Source organism: Marinobacter sp. (genome assembly GCF_046484525.1).
Lineage (GTDB): Bacteria > Pseudomonadota > Gammaproteobacteria > Pseudomonadales > Oleiphilaceae > Marinobacter.
In genome coordinates, this window is sequence record NZ_JAWOIS010000049.1 from 75,536 (window position 1) to 91,651 (window position 16,116).

Consider the following 16,116-nt stretch of genomic DNA (forward strand, 5'->3'; position numbering starts at 1 on the left):
GCAAATCATCGCCGTAAACTCACCTCGGTAACCAAATATTTCAATCTTTGTCTTTTCTGTCTCATTGTCCTAGTTTGCAGGTAAGAAGCCCTGAACTCTGCAGCAAAGCATTGGCAAGAGAGACAACCGAACAGGAGGTTCAGCATGAATGCCATGCGCACGATAGTTTTAGCCGCCCTCACCCTGGCGACGCCTGCCCTGGCCGAGGAACGCCAGGAAACCATCTATCTCAACCCTTTCGCCGGCTTCCAGTATTTCGATGACAAGCGGGACCTGAGCGAAACCGGCACCTTCGGTGTGGGTGCGGAATACCGCTTTACTCCGCACTGGGCGGTAGAGGCGGTGTACTCCCGAGCTGATGCGGACCGCAAGTATGTTGATGGATCTTCCGATTTCGACGAAATCCGCCTTGACGGGCTCTACTACTTTGCCGGCCAGAACGAGGCCTGGAACCCCTACCTTGCTCTGGGTGCCGGCCACGCCGACTTTGGTGAGGATGTCACAGGTCCGCACACCGCAGGCGGCAACCACGAAGAGACCCGGGTGAATGTCGGTGCCGGTGTCCGCTACAACATCAGCGACGCGATCTCCCTGCGCGGCGATCTACGCGAGTTCCACGGCATTGACGAAAGCACCTTCGATACCATGGTGTCCCTCGGTATCAGCTTTGCTTTCAACCGCACTGTGGGTGAAGCCGCACCGGCGGACAGCGACAACGACGGCGTCCCCGATACCGGTGACCAGTGCCCGGGCACTCCGGTGGGCGCGGTTGTGGACAGCACCGGCTGTGAGCCGGATGCGGACAGGGATGGCGTTGCCGATGCCCGCGATGCCTGCCCGAACACGCCTCAAGGCGCTGAGGTTGACGCCCGTGGCTGTGAGCTGGACAGCGACAACGACGGCGTTGTGAACAGCAAGGACCAGTGCCCGAACACCGTCGCTGGCGCGGAAGTGGATGCTACCGGCTGTGTGGGTGTGGTCGAGACCATCGAAACTTTCGAGATCGAAGTGCGGTTCCCCACCAACAGCTCGGTGATTGGCAACTCCTACGATGCTGAAATCAGCCGTGTGGCCGATTTCCTGAACGAGAATCCGGAAACCATCGTGGAGATCGCCGGTCACACCGACAGCATGGGTAAAGCCGACTACAACCAGCTCCTGTCACAACGCCGCGCCGAGGCTGTGGCTGAGCGCCTTACAGGCCCGCTGGGCGTGGATCCGGAACGTGTAAACGCCATGGGCTATGGTGAGGAGGCGCCCATTGCCTCCAACGATACCGCGGAAGGCCGTGCAGCCAACCGTCGCGTTGAGGCTCGTATCCAGATTCGCCGCTAACGCGAAGCCGGAACGAATGAAAGGCGCCTGCGGGCGCCTTTCTTTTTAGTATCAACAAAATCATCAATGGCGATAACAATATGAATCGCGTTCTGGCACTGACAGCCCTGTTGCTGGCCTTTTCCGGCACTGCCCTGGCCGAGGTCTACCGCTGCGAAAGCAACGGCTCGGTGACCTTCTCGGACCAGCCCTGCGGCAGCGATGCCCGGGCCATCGAGATTCAGGACAACCGGATCGGCGGCAGTTTCAACCAGAACCTGCCCGAGCCGGCCAGCAAGGATCCCGGGCGCCAGAACACGAAAACCGAACAGCCCAAGGAGGCCTCCACCTGCCGCTTCATCAACTCCACCGATTTGAGACGCTACCTGGTGCGGGAGGAGGTAGTCCGGGGCATGACCCGGGATCACGTCCGACGGGCGTTTGGCAATCCCCCGGAGGTGCACACCAGCCCGCAGGAAGTCTGGATCTACCAGACCCGCTATTACGGTGCCCTGTATGAACTTACCTACGTGTACTTCAGGGATGGTTGCGTGGAGCGCGTGGAGTATCGCAAGCCCTGACCGCGTCCAGCAGCAGGTTACGCGGAGTCAGTGAGCGGTCACAGAAGGTCCCCAGCCGCACCCGGTAACCCTGTTCTTCCAGGGCCACGGCATAGTCCAGTACCAGCCAGAGTTCCAGCGGCCGGCGGAACAGGTGGCGTAACAGTTCATGGCGGCGGACCTGCCTGAACCGCCGCCGGCCCGCATCAATCCATTGGTCCCAGTCCACCTGATCCGGCAGTGCCAGCTGTTTTTTCCGGGCCGCCCATCGACAGAAGGCTTCAAAACCCTCATTCACTACCCGGGGCGGATGGGAGGGAACCGGAAGGTATTGGTCAGTGCCCCGCACATGTCTTTGTATGGCGTCAAACCCCAGTCGCCACTGGCTGACCAGTATGGTCTGTGCCCGCACCCGGGCAGGGGCGGTAACGGTCTCCTGGACCGCCAGCCGCAATCCATTTCGGGTCATTCTCAGCCGCTGCGGATTTTCATTCGCTTGCGCAGAGAGGAGCTGATAATTGGAGTGAGCGGTCAGGTGATAGCAACAGGGCGACAGACTCAGGCGCGGCGCGCCGGCGGCGCTGCCCTGACGGATCAGCTGGCGATGCAGGTCGCCACAGGCATGCAGGGCCACGCCATGGCTGCCGGCCGGCCAGGACAGGTCTTGCGCCATCACGTCCTGGCAATGCACGGTCACGGTATCGTCAAACTGGCAGGCCAGCCGGTTACCGTCAGCCACCAATGCCGGGTCCCATTCGAAGCCCTGCACCGGTTCCGGGCATTGCCGTGCCAGGGTTCGTGACAGGTGGCCCTTGCCGCAGCACCAGTCCAGCACCGGTCGGTTCATGGGGATCACCGAAGCCGCGAAAGCCCCGGCCTGGAGCCGCTTGCGACCGGGCATGTCGGTGGCAGCCACCTCCGGCAGGGTTGTCCCGGCGAGAGTATCCGGGGAGGGAGAGAGAACCGGTACCGCTATTCTCTGCTCATAATCGGCCAGGCCCGGAAGCCAGCCACTGATCCGCCTAGCAAACTCGCTCAGGTGCTGTTCGTAGTAATCGCAGTCCTCATCACTGAGGCCCTCAAGCCAGGCCGACAGCTCCGGACGCGCCTGCGCCCAGGCCGGAGTCGGCTCCATGAACGGTGCCGGCCGCCAGAATTCTGCGTGGCCGGCAAGCCAGTGGTTCAGCGCCTGCCATCGGCTATAAAAAGATGTCGTCGGCTCGTGTAAACTCGCGGCCGGAGGAAACGTCATGCAACTGGCCTTTGTACTTGTCGAACCCAAGGTTCCTGAAAACGTCGGAGCGGCTGCCCGTGCCCTGTGTACCATGGGGTTCGGCGAGCTGTGGTTGGTGAATTCCGACCTGCACACCCGCCCGGAAGCCCATTGGCTGGCCCACGGCAGCGATCATATTCTCGATAACGCGCGCATTTTCCCTGATCTGGCGGCGGTGCGAAACTCCGTAGACCTGCTAATGGGAACTTCCGCCAAGCCCCGCCACAACCGCCAGGACTGGCACACACCTGATCGTCTGCGGACGGTGCTGACTGACAAGGGCAAGTCGGTGGCCACCGCCGCCCTGGTGTTCGGGCGCGAGGACCGGGGCCTGGCCAACGAGGAGCTGGCCCTGTGCGACCTGCTTACCGGCATTCCGATGAAGGTCGCCTACCCCTCCCTGAACCTGGCCCAGTCGGTCATGCTCTATGCCTGGGAGATGTCGGAGCTGTCTGTCAGCAGCGAGGCAGAAGGCGACAAGCCCCCACCCGCCGAGGCTGGCCTGGGCGCGCTTCGGGAACGCCTCGAGCACCTGTTGCCCAGTGTCGACACGCCCCCGGAAGGCAAGCTGTCGCAGTGGGTGTTCGAACGCCTGCCACTGCTGTCGGAGCGGGATATCGGGCTCGTCCACACCCTGTGCGGGAACATCGAACGGACCCTCAGGAAGAAATAGCCTTACTCCTGAAAACGTCCGGGCCGGAAGGCATCCAGGTTTACCGGTGACGTTTCACCGTCAATGACCCGGGCAATGACATCGGCACTGCCGGCGGACAAGGTCCAGCCGAAGGTGCCGTGGCCGGTGTTCAGGTACAGGTTCTCCCTCGGGCCCCGGCCGATGATGGCCGGTCCATCCGGCGTCATGGGCCGGAAACCGGTCCAGGTCTCTGCCGCGTCCAGATCGGCACAACCGGGATAGCGGGACTCCACCGACTTGCGAATGGTGGCAATGCGGGCTTCCGGAATGTCCCGGTTGAAGTCCGCCAGCTCCACGAAACCGGTCGCCCGCAACCGGTTGCCCAACCGTGTGGACACAACCTTGTAGTTGTCATCGTGGATGGTGCTGACCGGCGCGTGCTCTGGATTTTTCAGGGGCACGGTAATGCTGTAGCCCTTGATCGGGTAGATCGGCAAGTCCAGCCCGAGCGGCCGAACCAGTGCCCGTGACCAGCAACCGGCACTGATCACAAAGGCATCTGCCTTGAGGATTTCCCGCTCACCATCGGCGTTGCGCAGGGCGACTGCATCCACCCGTTGTTCATCGGCGATCAGGTTATCCACTTCAACGTTATAGCGGAATTTCACCCCCTTCTCCTCGCAGGCACTGGCCAGGGTCCGGGAAAACAGGTGGCAGTCACCGGTGCCGTCGGTATCGTAGCTCAGTGCCCCGTACAGCGGGCCGCCACCGACCATGCCGGGCTCCGTTTCACGGACCTGTTCCGGCGTGAGCAGTCGCGACGGAATACCGAGCTCGGTCAGAAGAACGTGCACGGCACGGTAGCCCTCCAGGGCTTCCGGCGTGCTGGCCAGATGGAGCAGCCCCTTGTGGTCACCGTCAAAACCGAGGTTCAGCTCTTGCTCCAGCTTCAGGAAGCGCTCCCGGCTGTGGATCCCCAGGCGCAGCATGGCGCGCCGGTTCAGGCCAAACAGGCCCGGCGACCAGGCATAGCGGAGGGTGGCAAACATGAACCTCACCGCTTCCACCGACGGTGGCATCCGCAGTTTCAGCGGGCCGTCCTGTTTGAACAGCCATGGCAACGCCTTGAACACCATGGAGGGATCCGCCCATGGGTAGACCACCCCGTAGGAACGCTGGGCCGCATTGCCCTTGCTGGTCTCATTGCCGGCAACATCATGGCGCTCGATAACCGTTACCTGGTGGCCCCGACGGTTCAGTTCCCAGGCCGTGGTCACCCCGACCACACCACCACCGACTACTACAATGTGCATGCACGCCTCCGTGTCCGTTGTTTTCAGCTGATCCCGTTCCGGGCCAACAGTTGCCGGTATTCCTCGAGCACCGATTCATCTTCCGCCGGATAGTCCGGGGCCAGTTGCTTGAGCTGTTCGGCCAGCATCGCGGCCACAATCGCGCGGGCCTGGGGTTTCCTGTCCCCGGGAACCACAAACCAGGGCGCTTCCCGGGTATGGGTTGCGGCCATCGCCTGCTCGGCAAAGGCCCCATACTCCGCCCGCCTGGCCCAGCCATCAATATCGGATTTATCGAATTTCCAACGTTTGCGGGGCTTGTCCAGGCGTTTGAGCAGGCGCCGGCGATGTTCGTCTTCGGACAGGTTTTGCCACACTTTCAGGATCGTCGTGCCCTCCTGTACCAGGTGGCGCTCGAAATTACGGATGGACTGGTAACGGTTGTCCCAGTTGTAGCTGTCCGGGGCATGGACCGGCCAGACCCGCTCGGCAATGACCGCTTCGTGATGACTCCGGTTGAAGGCTACCATTTCGCCCAGACCCGGCAGGTAGGGTGTAACCCGCCAGAGAAAATCATGGCGGACTTCCGCCCCTTGCGGCCGGCTGAACGACCAGGCGTGGAAGCCTGCCGGGTCGGCGTAGGTGGCCAGGGTACGGATCAGGCTGTCCTTGCCGCTGGTGTCGGGCCCGTGAACCACCACCAGAAGTGCCCGCTTGCGATTGGCCCAGAGCCTGCGCTGATATTCGCCAATCTCTTCCAGGCTGGCTTCCAGGGCGGGAATATCCTCGTCATCGTCCAGCAGCGTGGAGTAGTCCCGGAACCGGGGCTTACCGGGATCAAAACACCAGGCACTGGCGAACGGCGATACCTCCATAACATCCTTTCCCATAGTCATAGTCCGAAACAGGTTAACAATCGCACAAACTGGTAAACTTGCGGGATCAAGTTCCCAGAATAGCAGCCAGATTCAAGGTTGCGATGGAGTTCAGTCAAAGCAATGAGCAAGAAACGTCGTGAGATTCCGGTTTTTGATCACCCGATCATCGAAACCCACTGTCACCTGGACTACCTCAAGGACCGCCCCCTGGAGGAAACCCTGGAGCAGAGCCAGCGGGTGAACATTGAACGTGTGATCACCATCGCGGTGTCTCCGGAGAACCTGGCCACAGTCCGGGAACTGAGCCAGGTTGCGCCCTGGGTCTATGGCACCCAGGGCATCCACCCGCACGAGGCGGAAACCTACACCGATGCGGTCGAGGAAGAGATCCGTGCCCACGCCGGTGATGACAAGATCGTGGCGGTGGGTGAGATCGGGCTGGATTATTTCTACGACAACGCCGACCGCCAAACACAGCGGGGCGTATTCCGCCGCCAGCTGCAGATTGCCTGTGACACGGACCGGCCAGTGGTGATCCACAGTCGTGACGCGGACGAGGACACCATCACCATCCTTAAGGAGTTCGAGGCGACCCTGAAAAGCCGTGGTGTCATTCACAGCTTCACCTCCGGCCCGGGGCTGGCCCGCTATGCCCTCGACCAGGGCTGGTGTCTGGGCTTCAACGGCATCACCACCTTCAACAAGGCAGAGAACGTGCGCGATATCGTACGCATGGCGCCCATTGGGCAGATCTTGCTGGAGACCGATGCCCCGTTCCTGACCCCGGTTCCCTACCGGGGTCGTGAAAACGCGCCGTTCTACCTGCCATTCGTGGCCGAGAAGATTGCTGAGGTCAAGGACATGCCGCTGGATCAGGTTCTGGCGCAGACTTATACCAACAGCCTCAGGACCTTCTTCCCGGACCGATGACCACGACCGTTTTCCAGATCCTCGGCGGGCTGGCACTGTTCCTGCTGGCCATGGAGATGATGACCGATGGCCTGAAGAATGCCGCCGGACGCCACCTCCGCCACCTTCTGGGAAGCTGGACCAGGACGCCCCTCCGCGGCCTCGCGGCGGGTTTTCTCATCACCGGTATTGTCCAGTCCTCCGGCGCGGTCACGGTGGCCACCATCGGCTTCGTGAACGCCGGCCTGCTCGGGCTCTCCCAGTCTCTGGGGGTCATCTTCGGCTCGAATATCGGAACCACCATGACCGCCTGGCTGGTGAGTCTGGTGGGTTTCGGCTTCAATATCGAGGCGTTTGCGCTGCCCCTGCTAGCCCTCGGCATGGGGCTCAAGCTGGCCACCAACAACACCCGGAGCGAGGCACTGGGTCAGGCCCTGGCAGGCTTCGCCCTGTTCTTCCTGGGCCTGTCGATCCTGAAAACGTCGCTGGAATCCCTGACCGTCGGAATCGACAGCCAGACCCTGATCGATACGGGTTACGGATTGCCGATGTTCATTCTCATCGGTTTTCTGGCCACGGTGCTGACCCAGTCCTCCAGCGCGGCCCTGGCCATCGTCCTCACCGCAGCCGCCGGGGGCCTGATCCCATTGCACAGCGCCGCTGCCGCAGTGATCGGGGCCAATCTGGGCTCCACCTCTACCGCAGCCTTGTCCGCCCTCAAGGCCACCGCCAATGCCCGACGCCTGGCTATTGGTCATATCCTGTTCAATACCGCAACTGGCGTCATCGCTCTGGTTATTCTACCGGTGATGCTCTGGATAGTGGCACTGATGGCCCGCTGGCTTGAATTGGACGCCAATGTCGCTGTGTCCCTGGCCCTGTTCCACACCCTGTTCAATGTCCTCGGGGCGCTGCTGATGCTGCCGTTCACGCCCCACTTTGCACGCTTTCTCGGACGGCTGTTCCGAAGCAAGGAAGAGGATAACGCCGAGCCACGGCACCTGGACAACACCCTGGTGGCTACACCTGAACTGGCGGTTGCCGCTGTGGATGAGGAGATGAAACGCCTGACCGGCCTGATCCGGGGACTACTCAGGGTCTGCCTGGACCGGGAAGACCTGAAGCCCGCACAGATTCAGCCAAAGGCGGATGCCTGCCGGAGCCTGAACTCGGCTATCGTCGATTACGTCTCGAGAGTCCGGGCCGAAAAGATGCACCCCTCGACTGTAGACGCCCTGACCCTGAGCATCCGCACCTGCCGGTACCTTATGGAAGCCACGGACCTGGCGGCGGAACTGCTGAAACTCAAGGAGGCTGAGGACCAGCCCGGCATGGCCCGGCTGTCCGAATCCCTGGAGCGGTACATCGACACCCTGAGAACCCTGGTCGCCGCAGATGAGCCCCTGCCGGACACCGTGGATGTGGCGGAAAAAATCTACCATCAGCTCAAATCGGAGTTGCTGGCCATGATCGTCCGTCGTGAGATCGCAACCACGGATGGCGAGAGCACCCTGGATACCCTCAGCTCCGTCCGACGGCTGGTGGACCAATGGAACAAGGCTCTCGCCTGGCGGCCCGTATCTCGCCTTGTGAACGGAGATCAGGAACCCGCGCTGTCGAACCCGCAGTAGCGGTTACGTCCCTGCTTTTTGGCCTCGTACATGGCCTGGTCTGCCTGACGCAGTAACTGATCACCATCCAGCTCTTGAGCCTGGGGGTAGAGGGCATAACCAATACTTGCTGATACCTTTACCCGGTGACCCGCCACCAGGACCGGTACCGAGACGGCACGCAGCAGCCGCGCCAGCAAACCTGTCAGCACGGCCGGTTCCTCGATATTCACAACCAGCGCCGCAAATTCGTCGCCTCCGATTCGAGCCAAGGTGTCCTCTTCCCTCAGCTCGGCTCGCATACGGGCGGCCACCTCAATCAACAACTCGTCACCTGCCTTGTGGCCAAAGGCATCGTTGACCGGCTTGAACTGGTCCAGATCAATGTAGATAACCGCCAAGGAATCCCCCTGGCGCCGGGCCTGGGCCATGAACTGGCTCATCCGGTCAGCAAACAGTACCCGGTTCGGCAGATGGGTCAGCGCATCGTAATGCGCCATGGTGCGCAATTCCTTCTCATGAGCCTTGAGCTGTGTGATGTCGGAGAAAATGCCCATGAAATGGCTGATCGCACCCTGTTCATCCCGAACCCCACTGATCGTCAACGCCATGTTAAAACGTTCACCATTGTGACGCTTGCTGACAAACTCACCGGACCAGAAGCCGTCTCTCCGGGCGCTGGAGAACACTCCGGCCCCCTCCTCCAGAGGCAATGGTGGCAGGCCACCAATCGTGCTGGCACGGTTCCGGCCGGTAATACCCACATAGGCATCGTTGACGTCGGTCACCGACCCATGAAGGTCGGTGATGAAAATGGCTTCACGGGCATGATCAAACACACTGGCCGCCAGCCGCAGGCGTTGCTCGGCTTCCTTTCGGTCCGTGACGTCATACCATGAACACAGGACGTAGGGCTGTATATCACCCTTTTCATGAACCGGCGCCAGCGTCATGTCTACCCAGATTTGCGAGCCGTCAGAACGCCGGAACGCCCACTCGACCTGCACCACCTCATCCCGGCACACCCGACTCAGAAGCTTTTGCATTTTTTGCCGCGAAACTTCGCCATCCGGCTGCACCTGCGGCGAGAACGCGGCGATGTCCTTGCCAAGGATCGACTGTGGTACAGCAAATCCCAGCAATTCCAGGGCAGCGCGATTGCTGTCTACATAGGTGCCATCGCGGAGCATCAACATGGGCTGAGGCCAGCTCAGGATCAAGCGGCGAAGTCGCCGCTGCTCTGCCGCCAGCTCCCGCCTCTTCCGGCCCAACCAGAACATGGAACCGGTCAATAACAACAGTACGATCAGGAGAGCAGCCAACCAGACCCAGTATTGTCGAACGAGCTCCGGCCAGGTCAGACTCGGTATCTGGTCATAGGGTTCAACCCGTAGTTCCCGGGCCAGGTATTCCACAGGCTGGTAGTCGGCGGGCGGGGCGAAACCGGCAATACCTGCACTCAGTGCCGCCGGATAATCCTCCTCGATCGCGAACAGAGCCGACGCCACCCGGCGGACAATATTGCTGTCCACATGGGGCAGAGCGACAACCGGCCATTCCGGATACAGGCGTGTGGAGACAACATAGGGAAAGCCAACCAGGTTCTGACGATTGAGGATCTTGATACGGTCCAGCAACGAAGGATCGTCCTCGGCCAACTCCTCGAGGATACCGGTCCTCACAAAGCCAATCTCAGCGTCTCCCCGGAGCACCGACTGTATCACCCGGTCATGGCTGGGAACCAGTTTGATCCGGTTGTCTGTAAACACATCTACGCCGGCGTCCTTCAATTCCAGCGCCTCGGCCTGAAATCCGCCGAGGAAGTGGCGCCCGGGCGAGGCAATCGTCCTGTCCTGGACATCCACCAGGCTGGCAATGTCGTCCTGACCGGCTTTCGTAAAAATCACGCCGCCGAGGCTCGCTGTTGCGACCTTGCCCTCGCTGCGCACCAGGGTCGCCAATACGCCGGAAAGACTGCGTTCACTGCGGATTATCAGAAACTGGCTGGGGTTGGTGAGGAAGAAATCCAGCTGGTTTGAGACCAGAGCACTGTGCATTTTTCGATCATTAAGCACCTCGAGCTTTACAGGGACCCCGATCTTTCCGGACAGATAATCTGTCAGGGGTTGATATCGCTCCTGGATGATGAGTTCGGGCCGATAGGCATAGACGCCAAACCTCAGTTCCTGAACGCCCTGTGAAATGACCGTTTTGGAGAAGGACAATGACAGAGTGACGAGCGCGAGGCACCCGATGGGCCACTTCCTCACACACCACTCCTGGGCAGGAAGTCACTGCTGGAGAAACGGTCCACTTCCAGCGCCCGGGCAATCTGACCCTCCCTGGCCAGCATCCGGGAGAGATTGTGGGCAACCCGCTCGATCCGGCCATTCTTTGCCAGGTACCGCTGATTGGAGGCGATATCCGGCAACATGACAGAGGCCAGCGCGGACCTGACGGCCGCCGGCGATGTGTCCTGTCGGGTAGCGACCCGGTAAATGGAGTCATACTGGTTTCGCACGAGGTGGCGGAGGCCGGCAAAATGCGCCTCCAGTAAAGCACGAACAGCCTCTCGTCGCGGCGCAGCGAATGCCCGGGTTACCACAAGCACGTCAAAAATCGTCTCGGGCAACTGGCTGCTGTCAAAGAGCCTCACACCGCCAAGGCCAACCACAGTTGATGCGGTTGGCTCATAGCAGGCGACGGCGTCCAGATCTCCTCGCTGCCAGGCCGATACATGCTCGTCCATCGACAGATCGACTATCGTCACCTTATCCCTTTCAATGCCGGCCCTGTCCAGAAGGTTTAACAGTAAGGTGCCGGAAACGCTCGACATTTCTGCCCCAATCCGACGTCCTCGCAACTGGTCAAGGTCTTCGATCTCCGGCTTCACCACCAGCATATCGGCGCCCACGGAAACATTCGTCACCCCCACCACCAGCAACTCGGTACCCTGAACATGCACCCGAATGGCCTCATCCAGGGTCAGTGCGGCGCCGTCGATGTCACCGGATTTCAGGAGCCCCATGGAGTCCAGTGCCGATTGCCCTTTTGTCAGCGTCACGGAAGAGGGCAGCCACCCGAACTCCTCGGCAAGGTACAGTGGCTCATAGCCGATCCAGGGGTGGATTCCGAACCGGAGCGGGCGGGCAGAACCGCAACCACTGAGCCCTAGGACGGCAAAACCGGCTGCCAGAGAGGCTCCCAGAAAGTGGCGGCGACGCATCGGAAACTCCGGATTAAAAGATTACACTTTTTTCATTCTTGCAGGTTCTTATCATACTGTTTGGCATTACAGCGGTAAAACCCCGATTGGCGACCGGTAATAGGTTCCTAACCCAGGGACAGAAAAATCCCCATCAGTACCGGCGAGAAAAACGAAAGCAGGAATCCCGAAGCAATCGCCACCGGAACACACACCAGACCACCACTACTGCGAATCACCGGCAAGGTAAAATCCATCGCCGTTGCCCCCCCATAACCGATGGCCATCGCGGGCCGGGAGGCAATCAACAGAGGGATGATCGCCAGAGCGATAATCTCCCGCAGCACATCGTTGAGGAAAGCGACTCCTCCCCACGCAGGACCAAGGGCATCACCGATGACGATACCCGACAGGGAGTACCAGCCAAATCCTGAAGCCAGAGCCAGCACATCATGCCAAGGCAGCCCGAGGACGGGAATCAGCAACACGCCGGCCACCAGCGAGCTGACCATCACCGACAGGGCCATGCCCAACCCCTGCCGGTTCATCAGCAGCTTCTGCAGGGACAGCCCGGCGTTGCGCAGTTGCAGACCGATCAGGAACAGCAGGAGCATCAGTGCCCAGGTGGCCACCTGGTCGGTCATGGGCAGGGCCGGCAGCAGGAAATAGCCGGCAACCAGCCCGGCGATCACCGCCACCAACGGCTTCAAGCCGGCCAGGAACAGGCGCCGGTAACCCGGCCGCCCTTCACTATCATCCCGTTCTACCTGCATCGGCTGCCAGCGATGAAACAGCCATAGGCCGACCATGTTGGCCACGAACAGCAAAGCCACCAGGGCGGTGACCTGTACCGCCATGTTGCCCAACTGGGCAGCCAACCCCTCCATCTGACCCAATCCGAGGCCCAATAACACCAGGATGAAATACACCAGGGTCTCGACAGTGTAATGGATAAACGTCATCACCCGGCGCTTGGCCAGGGGAATGGCAAAACCGAGAAATAGCGGTGCCAGTATCAGCAGAGCTCCGGTGAGCATGGTGTCCTCAGGTTGGGATAAGGGGTAAGAGATCCGGACGGGACGCCGGAATGTCCGGTAGGGACAAAATCAATGCAGCACGTGGCCCGAGCGGTCCTGCACCAGCAACCAGGGCGCCACCACCACGGCCCAGAGTTCGGCATTGCGATCGTACCAGGTCCGGGCTACATCAGGGGCTACATCGCCCACCTGCCCTTTCTGCATCCACTGCTCGAACTGTGCCTTGTTATCGGCGGTGAGTTCGGCGGCAACCTCCAGCAAATCCAGCTCCGGCGCCACGCGCACGACCTGACCCCGGGCAAAGTAGGTCTGGAGTTCGTGCCAGTTGATGCGGGAAGTCTCGAGGTTGAGCTTGGCCTTGATGTCGTCTCGGGAGGATTCAGCCATGGGACCTTGTCTTCGTTCAACGGGTTGTCGGGAAGGGCGCCAGCTTACCTGAAAACGAGGTGTAAAACACGGGGTGAAGATGGGGTCAGATCGGCTGATCTGACCCCGGGGATTTTCCCGGGCTCGGCGGTTAACCAGGGTTCAGATGAAGGAGTTCATCTGAACCCACTTTGACGCCTCAGGCATTCTTCAGCATCTCCCGCACCACATAGTGCAGGATACCCCCGTGCTTGAAGTACACCGCCTCGTTCGCGGTATCAATCCGCGATTTGAGTTCACAACTGTCGGTGGAGCCATCCTTGTACTTCACGGTCATCTTCAAGGTCTGGCCCGGTTTGATATCGCCGGACAGGCCCTCGATGCTGATAGTCTCCTCACCGGTCAGTTTCAGGCTCTTGCGGTCCACACCCTCCGGGAACTGCAGGGGCATCACACCCATGCCGATGAGGTTGGAGCGGTGGATGCGCTCATAGGATTCCGCCACCACGGCTTTGACGCCGAGCAGGCGGGTACCCTTGGCGGCCCAGTCACGACTGGAGCCGGTGCCATATTCCTTGCCGGCAATGACCACCAGCGGCGTACTGCTTTCCTGATATCTCATGGCGGCATCGTAGATGGCCATCTGCTCACCGGTGGGCACGAATTTGGTGAATCCGCCTTCCACGCCATCGAGCATCTCGTTCCTGATGCGCACGTTGGCAAAGGTGCCGCGCATCATCACCTCGTGGTTACCCCGACGGGAGCCGTAGGAGTTGAAGTCTTTCGGCTCCACACCATGTTCCTGCAGGTATTTGCCGGCCGGGGTGTCCGGCTTGAAGGAACCGGCCGGTGAGATGTGGTCGGTGGTCACCGAGTCACCCAGCAGCGCCAGGATATTGGCATCCCTGATGTCGTCGATGGGATCCGGCTGTTCGCCCATACCCTCGAAGAACGGCGGATGCTGGATATAGGTGGATTTGTCAGACCACTCGTAGACCTTGCTCTCGGGCACCTTGATGGACTTCCAGGTCTCGTCGCCCTCGAACACCTCACCGTATTCCTTGCGGAACATGTCGGTCTTGACCTGTTCCACCGCCTCGGCGATTTCCTTCTGGCTCGGCCAGAGGTCTTTCAGGTAGATCGGGTTACCCTCCTTGTCGGCACCCAGCGGGTTCCTGGTCAGATCCACGCGGACGTTACCGGCCAGGGCGTACGCCACCACCAGCGGGGGCGACGCCAGCCAGTTGGTTTTCACCAGCGGGTGCACCCGGCCCTCGAAGTTCCGGTTACCGGAGAGCACCGACGCGACAGTCAGGTCACCATCGATAACCGCCTTTTCTACCGCTTCCGGCAGCGGACCAGAATTGCCGATACAGGTGGTGCAACCGTAGCCCACCAGGTTGAAGCCGAGCTTGTCCAGATCGTCCTGCAGACCGGCCACCGCCAGGTAGTCGGTAACCACCTTGGAACCCGGCGCCAGCGAGGTCTTCACCCAGGGCTTGGTGCTCAGCCCTTTCTCCACCGCCTTTTTCGCGATCAGGCCGGCGGCCATCATCACGCTGGGGTTGGAGGTGTTGGTGCAGGAGGTAATCGCAGCAATAACCACGGCACCAGGGTCCAGTCTGGCCTGCCGGCCGCCGATCTCGATCGGCCGACTGGCAGGATGTTCGAAATAGGCTTCATCAACACCTACAGCCGTTCCACCGCCTTCGGATTCCATCCTGGCTTCCCGGGGCTTGGCCGGGCCTTCTGAGGTTTCCATGACCAGATCAAAGGTGGCCTTCATGTTCTTCAAGGCTACGCGATCCTGAGGGCGTTTCGGGCCCGCCAGGCTGGCTTCCACATCCCCCATGTCCAGCTCCAGGGTATCGGTGTACACCGGCTCATGGCCCGGCTCGCGCCACAGGCCCTGGGCCTTGGCGTAGGCTTCCACCAGCTCCAGCTGGGCGTCATCGCGACCGGTCAGGCGCATGTAGGTGAGGGTCTGCTCATCCACGGGGAAGAAACCACAGGTGGCACCGTATTCCGGAGCCATGTTGGCAATGGTGGCCCGGTCCGCCACCGGCATGTCTTTCAGGCCATCGCCGTAAAATTCAACGAACTTGCCCACCACGCCCTTCTTGCGCAGCATTTCGGTGACGGTAAGTACGAGATCCGTTGCGGTGATGCCTTCCCGCAACTTGCCGGTAATCTTGAAGCCGATCACCTCGGGAATCAGCATGGAAACCGGCTGGCCGAGCATGGCAGCTTCGGCTTCGATACCGCCAACACCCCAGCCCAGGATACCCAGGCCGTTGATCATGGTGGTGTGGGAATCGGTGCCCACCAGGGTGTCCGGATAGGCAATGGTCTTGCCGTCCACGTCTTTATGCCAGACGGTCTTGCCCAGGTACTCCAGGTTCACCTGGTGACAGATACCGGTGCCCGGCGGCACCACCCGGAAGTTGTCGAAGGCCTGCTGGCCCCAGCGCAGGAACTCATAACGTTCCTGGTTCCGCTCCATCTCGATGGCAACGTTATCCTTGAAGGCCTCAGGCGTACCATATTCATCCACCATCACCGAGTGGTCGATAACCAGATCCACCGGCGACAGCGGATTGATCAATGCGGGATCCTTGCCGGCCTTTTTGACCGCCTCACGCATGGCCGCCAAATCGACCACACCGGGCACCCCAGTGAAGTCCTGCATAAGCACACGGGCCGGACGGTACTGGATCTCGGTATCGGACTTGCGGTCTTTCAGCCACTGTACCATGGCATCGATCTGGGACCGGTCCACGGTGGTACCGTCCTCGTTGCGCAGCAGATTCTCCATCAAGACCTTGAGTGAGAATGGCAGGCGGTTGAGATCGCCGAGGGTTCTGGCAGCCTCGGGCAGGCTGTAGTAATGGAAGGCCTTGCCACCCGCATCCAGGGAGGAAAGAGTACTCAGGCTGTCTTTACCCAGACTTTCATTCGACATGTGGTGCCTCCTTTTCGTCGTTATCCGAACATTCCGGAAGGCTTCTCGGGAGCCTTTTCATCATACTGCTCGTAAA

13 protein-coding genes are annotated in these 16,116 nt (G+C 60.7%); 5 read left to right on the forward strand and 8 right to left on the reverse strand.

What is annotated here, in order from left to right:
* Positions 1–144 precede the first annotated feature (144 nt).
* Both R6W86_RS10885 and R6W86_RS10890 read left to right on the forward strand, forming a co-directional pair.
* Entirely contained in the window at positions 145–1,335 is a 1,191-nt protein-coding gene (locus R6W86_RS10885; protein ID WP_410329379.1) for an OmpA family protein, read from the forward strand.
* Between the two features lie 80 nt (positions 1,336–1,415).
* Complete coding sequence (locus R6W86_RS10890) at positions 1,416–1,895, forward strand: DUF4124 domain-containing protein (RefSeq protein ID WP_410329380.1); 480 nt, start codon at positions 1,416–1,418, stop codon at positions 1,893–1,895.
* Here R6W86_RS10890 and R6W86_RS10895 read toward each other — a convergent pair.
* The gene (locus R6W86_RS10895) at positions 1,852–3,126 is read right to left on the reverse strand and encodes a methyltransferase (protein ID WP_410329381.1); all 1,275 of its coding nucleotides are present in this window, start codon (positions 3,124–3,126) and stop codon (positions 1,852–1,854) included. The genes R6W86_RS10890 and R6W86_RS10895 overlap by 44 nt on opposite strands.
* Here R6W86_RS10895 and R6W86_RS10900 point away from each other — a divergent pair.
* Positions 3,125–3,820 carry a tRNA/rRNA methyltransferase gene (locus R6W86_RS10900; protein WP_410329382.1) on the forward strand — a complete coding sequence of 232 codons (696 nt, stop codon included), beginning with the start codon at positions 3,125–3,127 and terminating at the stop codon, positions 3,818–3,820. The genes R6W86_RS10895 and R6W86_RS10900 overlap by 2 nt on opposite strands.
* A 2-nt stretch (positions 3,821–3,822) precedes the next feature.
* On the opposite strand, the gene R6W86_RS10905 is transcribed toward R6W86_RS10900, so the two are convergent.
* Both R6W86_RS10905 and R6W86_RS10910 read right to left on the reverse strand, forming a co-directional pair.
* On the reverse strand, positions 3,823–5,094 hold the full coding sequence (locus tag R6W86_RS10905; RefSeq protein ID WP_410329383.1) for a D-amino acid dehydrogenase: 1,272 nt from the start codon (positions 5,092–5,094) through the stop codon (positions 3,823–3,825).
* Between the two features lie 23 nt (positions 5,095–5,117).
* Complete coding sequence (locus R6W86_RS10910; RefSeq protein WP_410329384.1) at positions 5,118–5,963, reverse strand: polyphosphate kinase; 846 nt, start codon at positions 5,961–5,963, stop codon at positions 5,118–5,120.
* Between the two features lie 108 nt (positions 5,964–6,071).
* On the opposite strand from R6W86_RS10910, the gene R6W86_RS10915 reads away from it, so the two are divergent.
* Together R6W86_RS10915 and R6W86_RS10920 are read left to right on the forward strand one after the other, a co-directional pair.
* Positions 6,072–6,881, forward strand: coding sequence for a TatD family hydrolase (locus R6W86_RS10915; RefSeq protein WP_410329385.1), 810 nt, complete (start codon positions 6,072–6,074; stop codon positions 6,879–6,881).
* Positions 6,878–8,491, forward strand: coding sequence for a Na/Pi cotransporter family protein (locus R6W86_RS10920; protein ID WP_410329386.1), 1,614 nt, complete (start codon positions 6,878–6,880; stop codon positions 8,489–8,491). The genes R6W86_RS10915 and R6W86_RS10920 overlap by 4 nt, the downstream gene beginning before the upstream one ends.
* Here the strand turns inward: R6W86_RS10920 and R6W86_RS10925 are convergent.
* From R6W86_RS10925 to acnA, 5 genes are all read right to left on the reverse strand, one after another.
* The gene (locus R6W86_RS10925; protein ID WP_410329387.1) at positions 8,461–10,740 is read right to left on the reverse strand and encodes a diguanylate cyclase domain-containing protein; all 2,280 of its coding nucleotides are present in this window, start codon (positions 10,738–10,740) and stop codon (positions 8,461–8,463) included. The two genes, R6W86_RS10920 and R6W86_RS10925, sit on opposite strands and share 31 nt — an antisense overlap.
* Positions 10,737–11,696, reverse strand: a complete 960-nt coding sequence (locus R6W86_RS10930; protein WP_410329388.1) for an ABC transporter substrate-binding protein — start codon at positions 11,694–11,696, stop codon at positions 10,737–10,739. Before R6W86_RS10930 ends, R6W86_RS10925 begins: the two co-directional genes overlap by 4 nt.
* A gap of 107 nt (positions 11,697–11,803) precedes the next feature.
* Entirely contained in the window at positions 11,804–12,712 is a 909-nt protein-coding gene (locus R6W86_RS10935; RefSeq protein ID WP_410329389.1) for a lysine exporter LysO family protein, read from the reverse strand.
* 69 nt (positions 12,713–12,781) lie between these two features.
* Entirely contained in the window at positions 12,782–13,099 is a 318-nt protein-coding gene (locus R6W86_RS10940; RefSeq protein ID WP_410329390.1) for a DUF2288 domain-containing protein, read from the reverse strand.
* Positions 13,100–13,277: 178 nt separating this feature from the next.
* Positions 13,278–16,040: an aconitate hydratase AcnA gene (gene acnA / locus R6W86_RS10945; RefSeq protein ID WP_410329391.1), complete on the reverse strand. Its 2,763-nt coding sequence runs from the start codon at positions 16,038–16,040 to the stop codon at positions 13,278–13,280.
* Between the last annotated feature and the right edge of the window lie 76 nt (positions 16,041–16,116).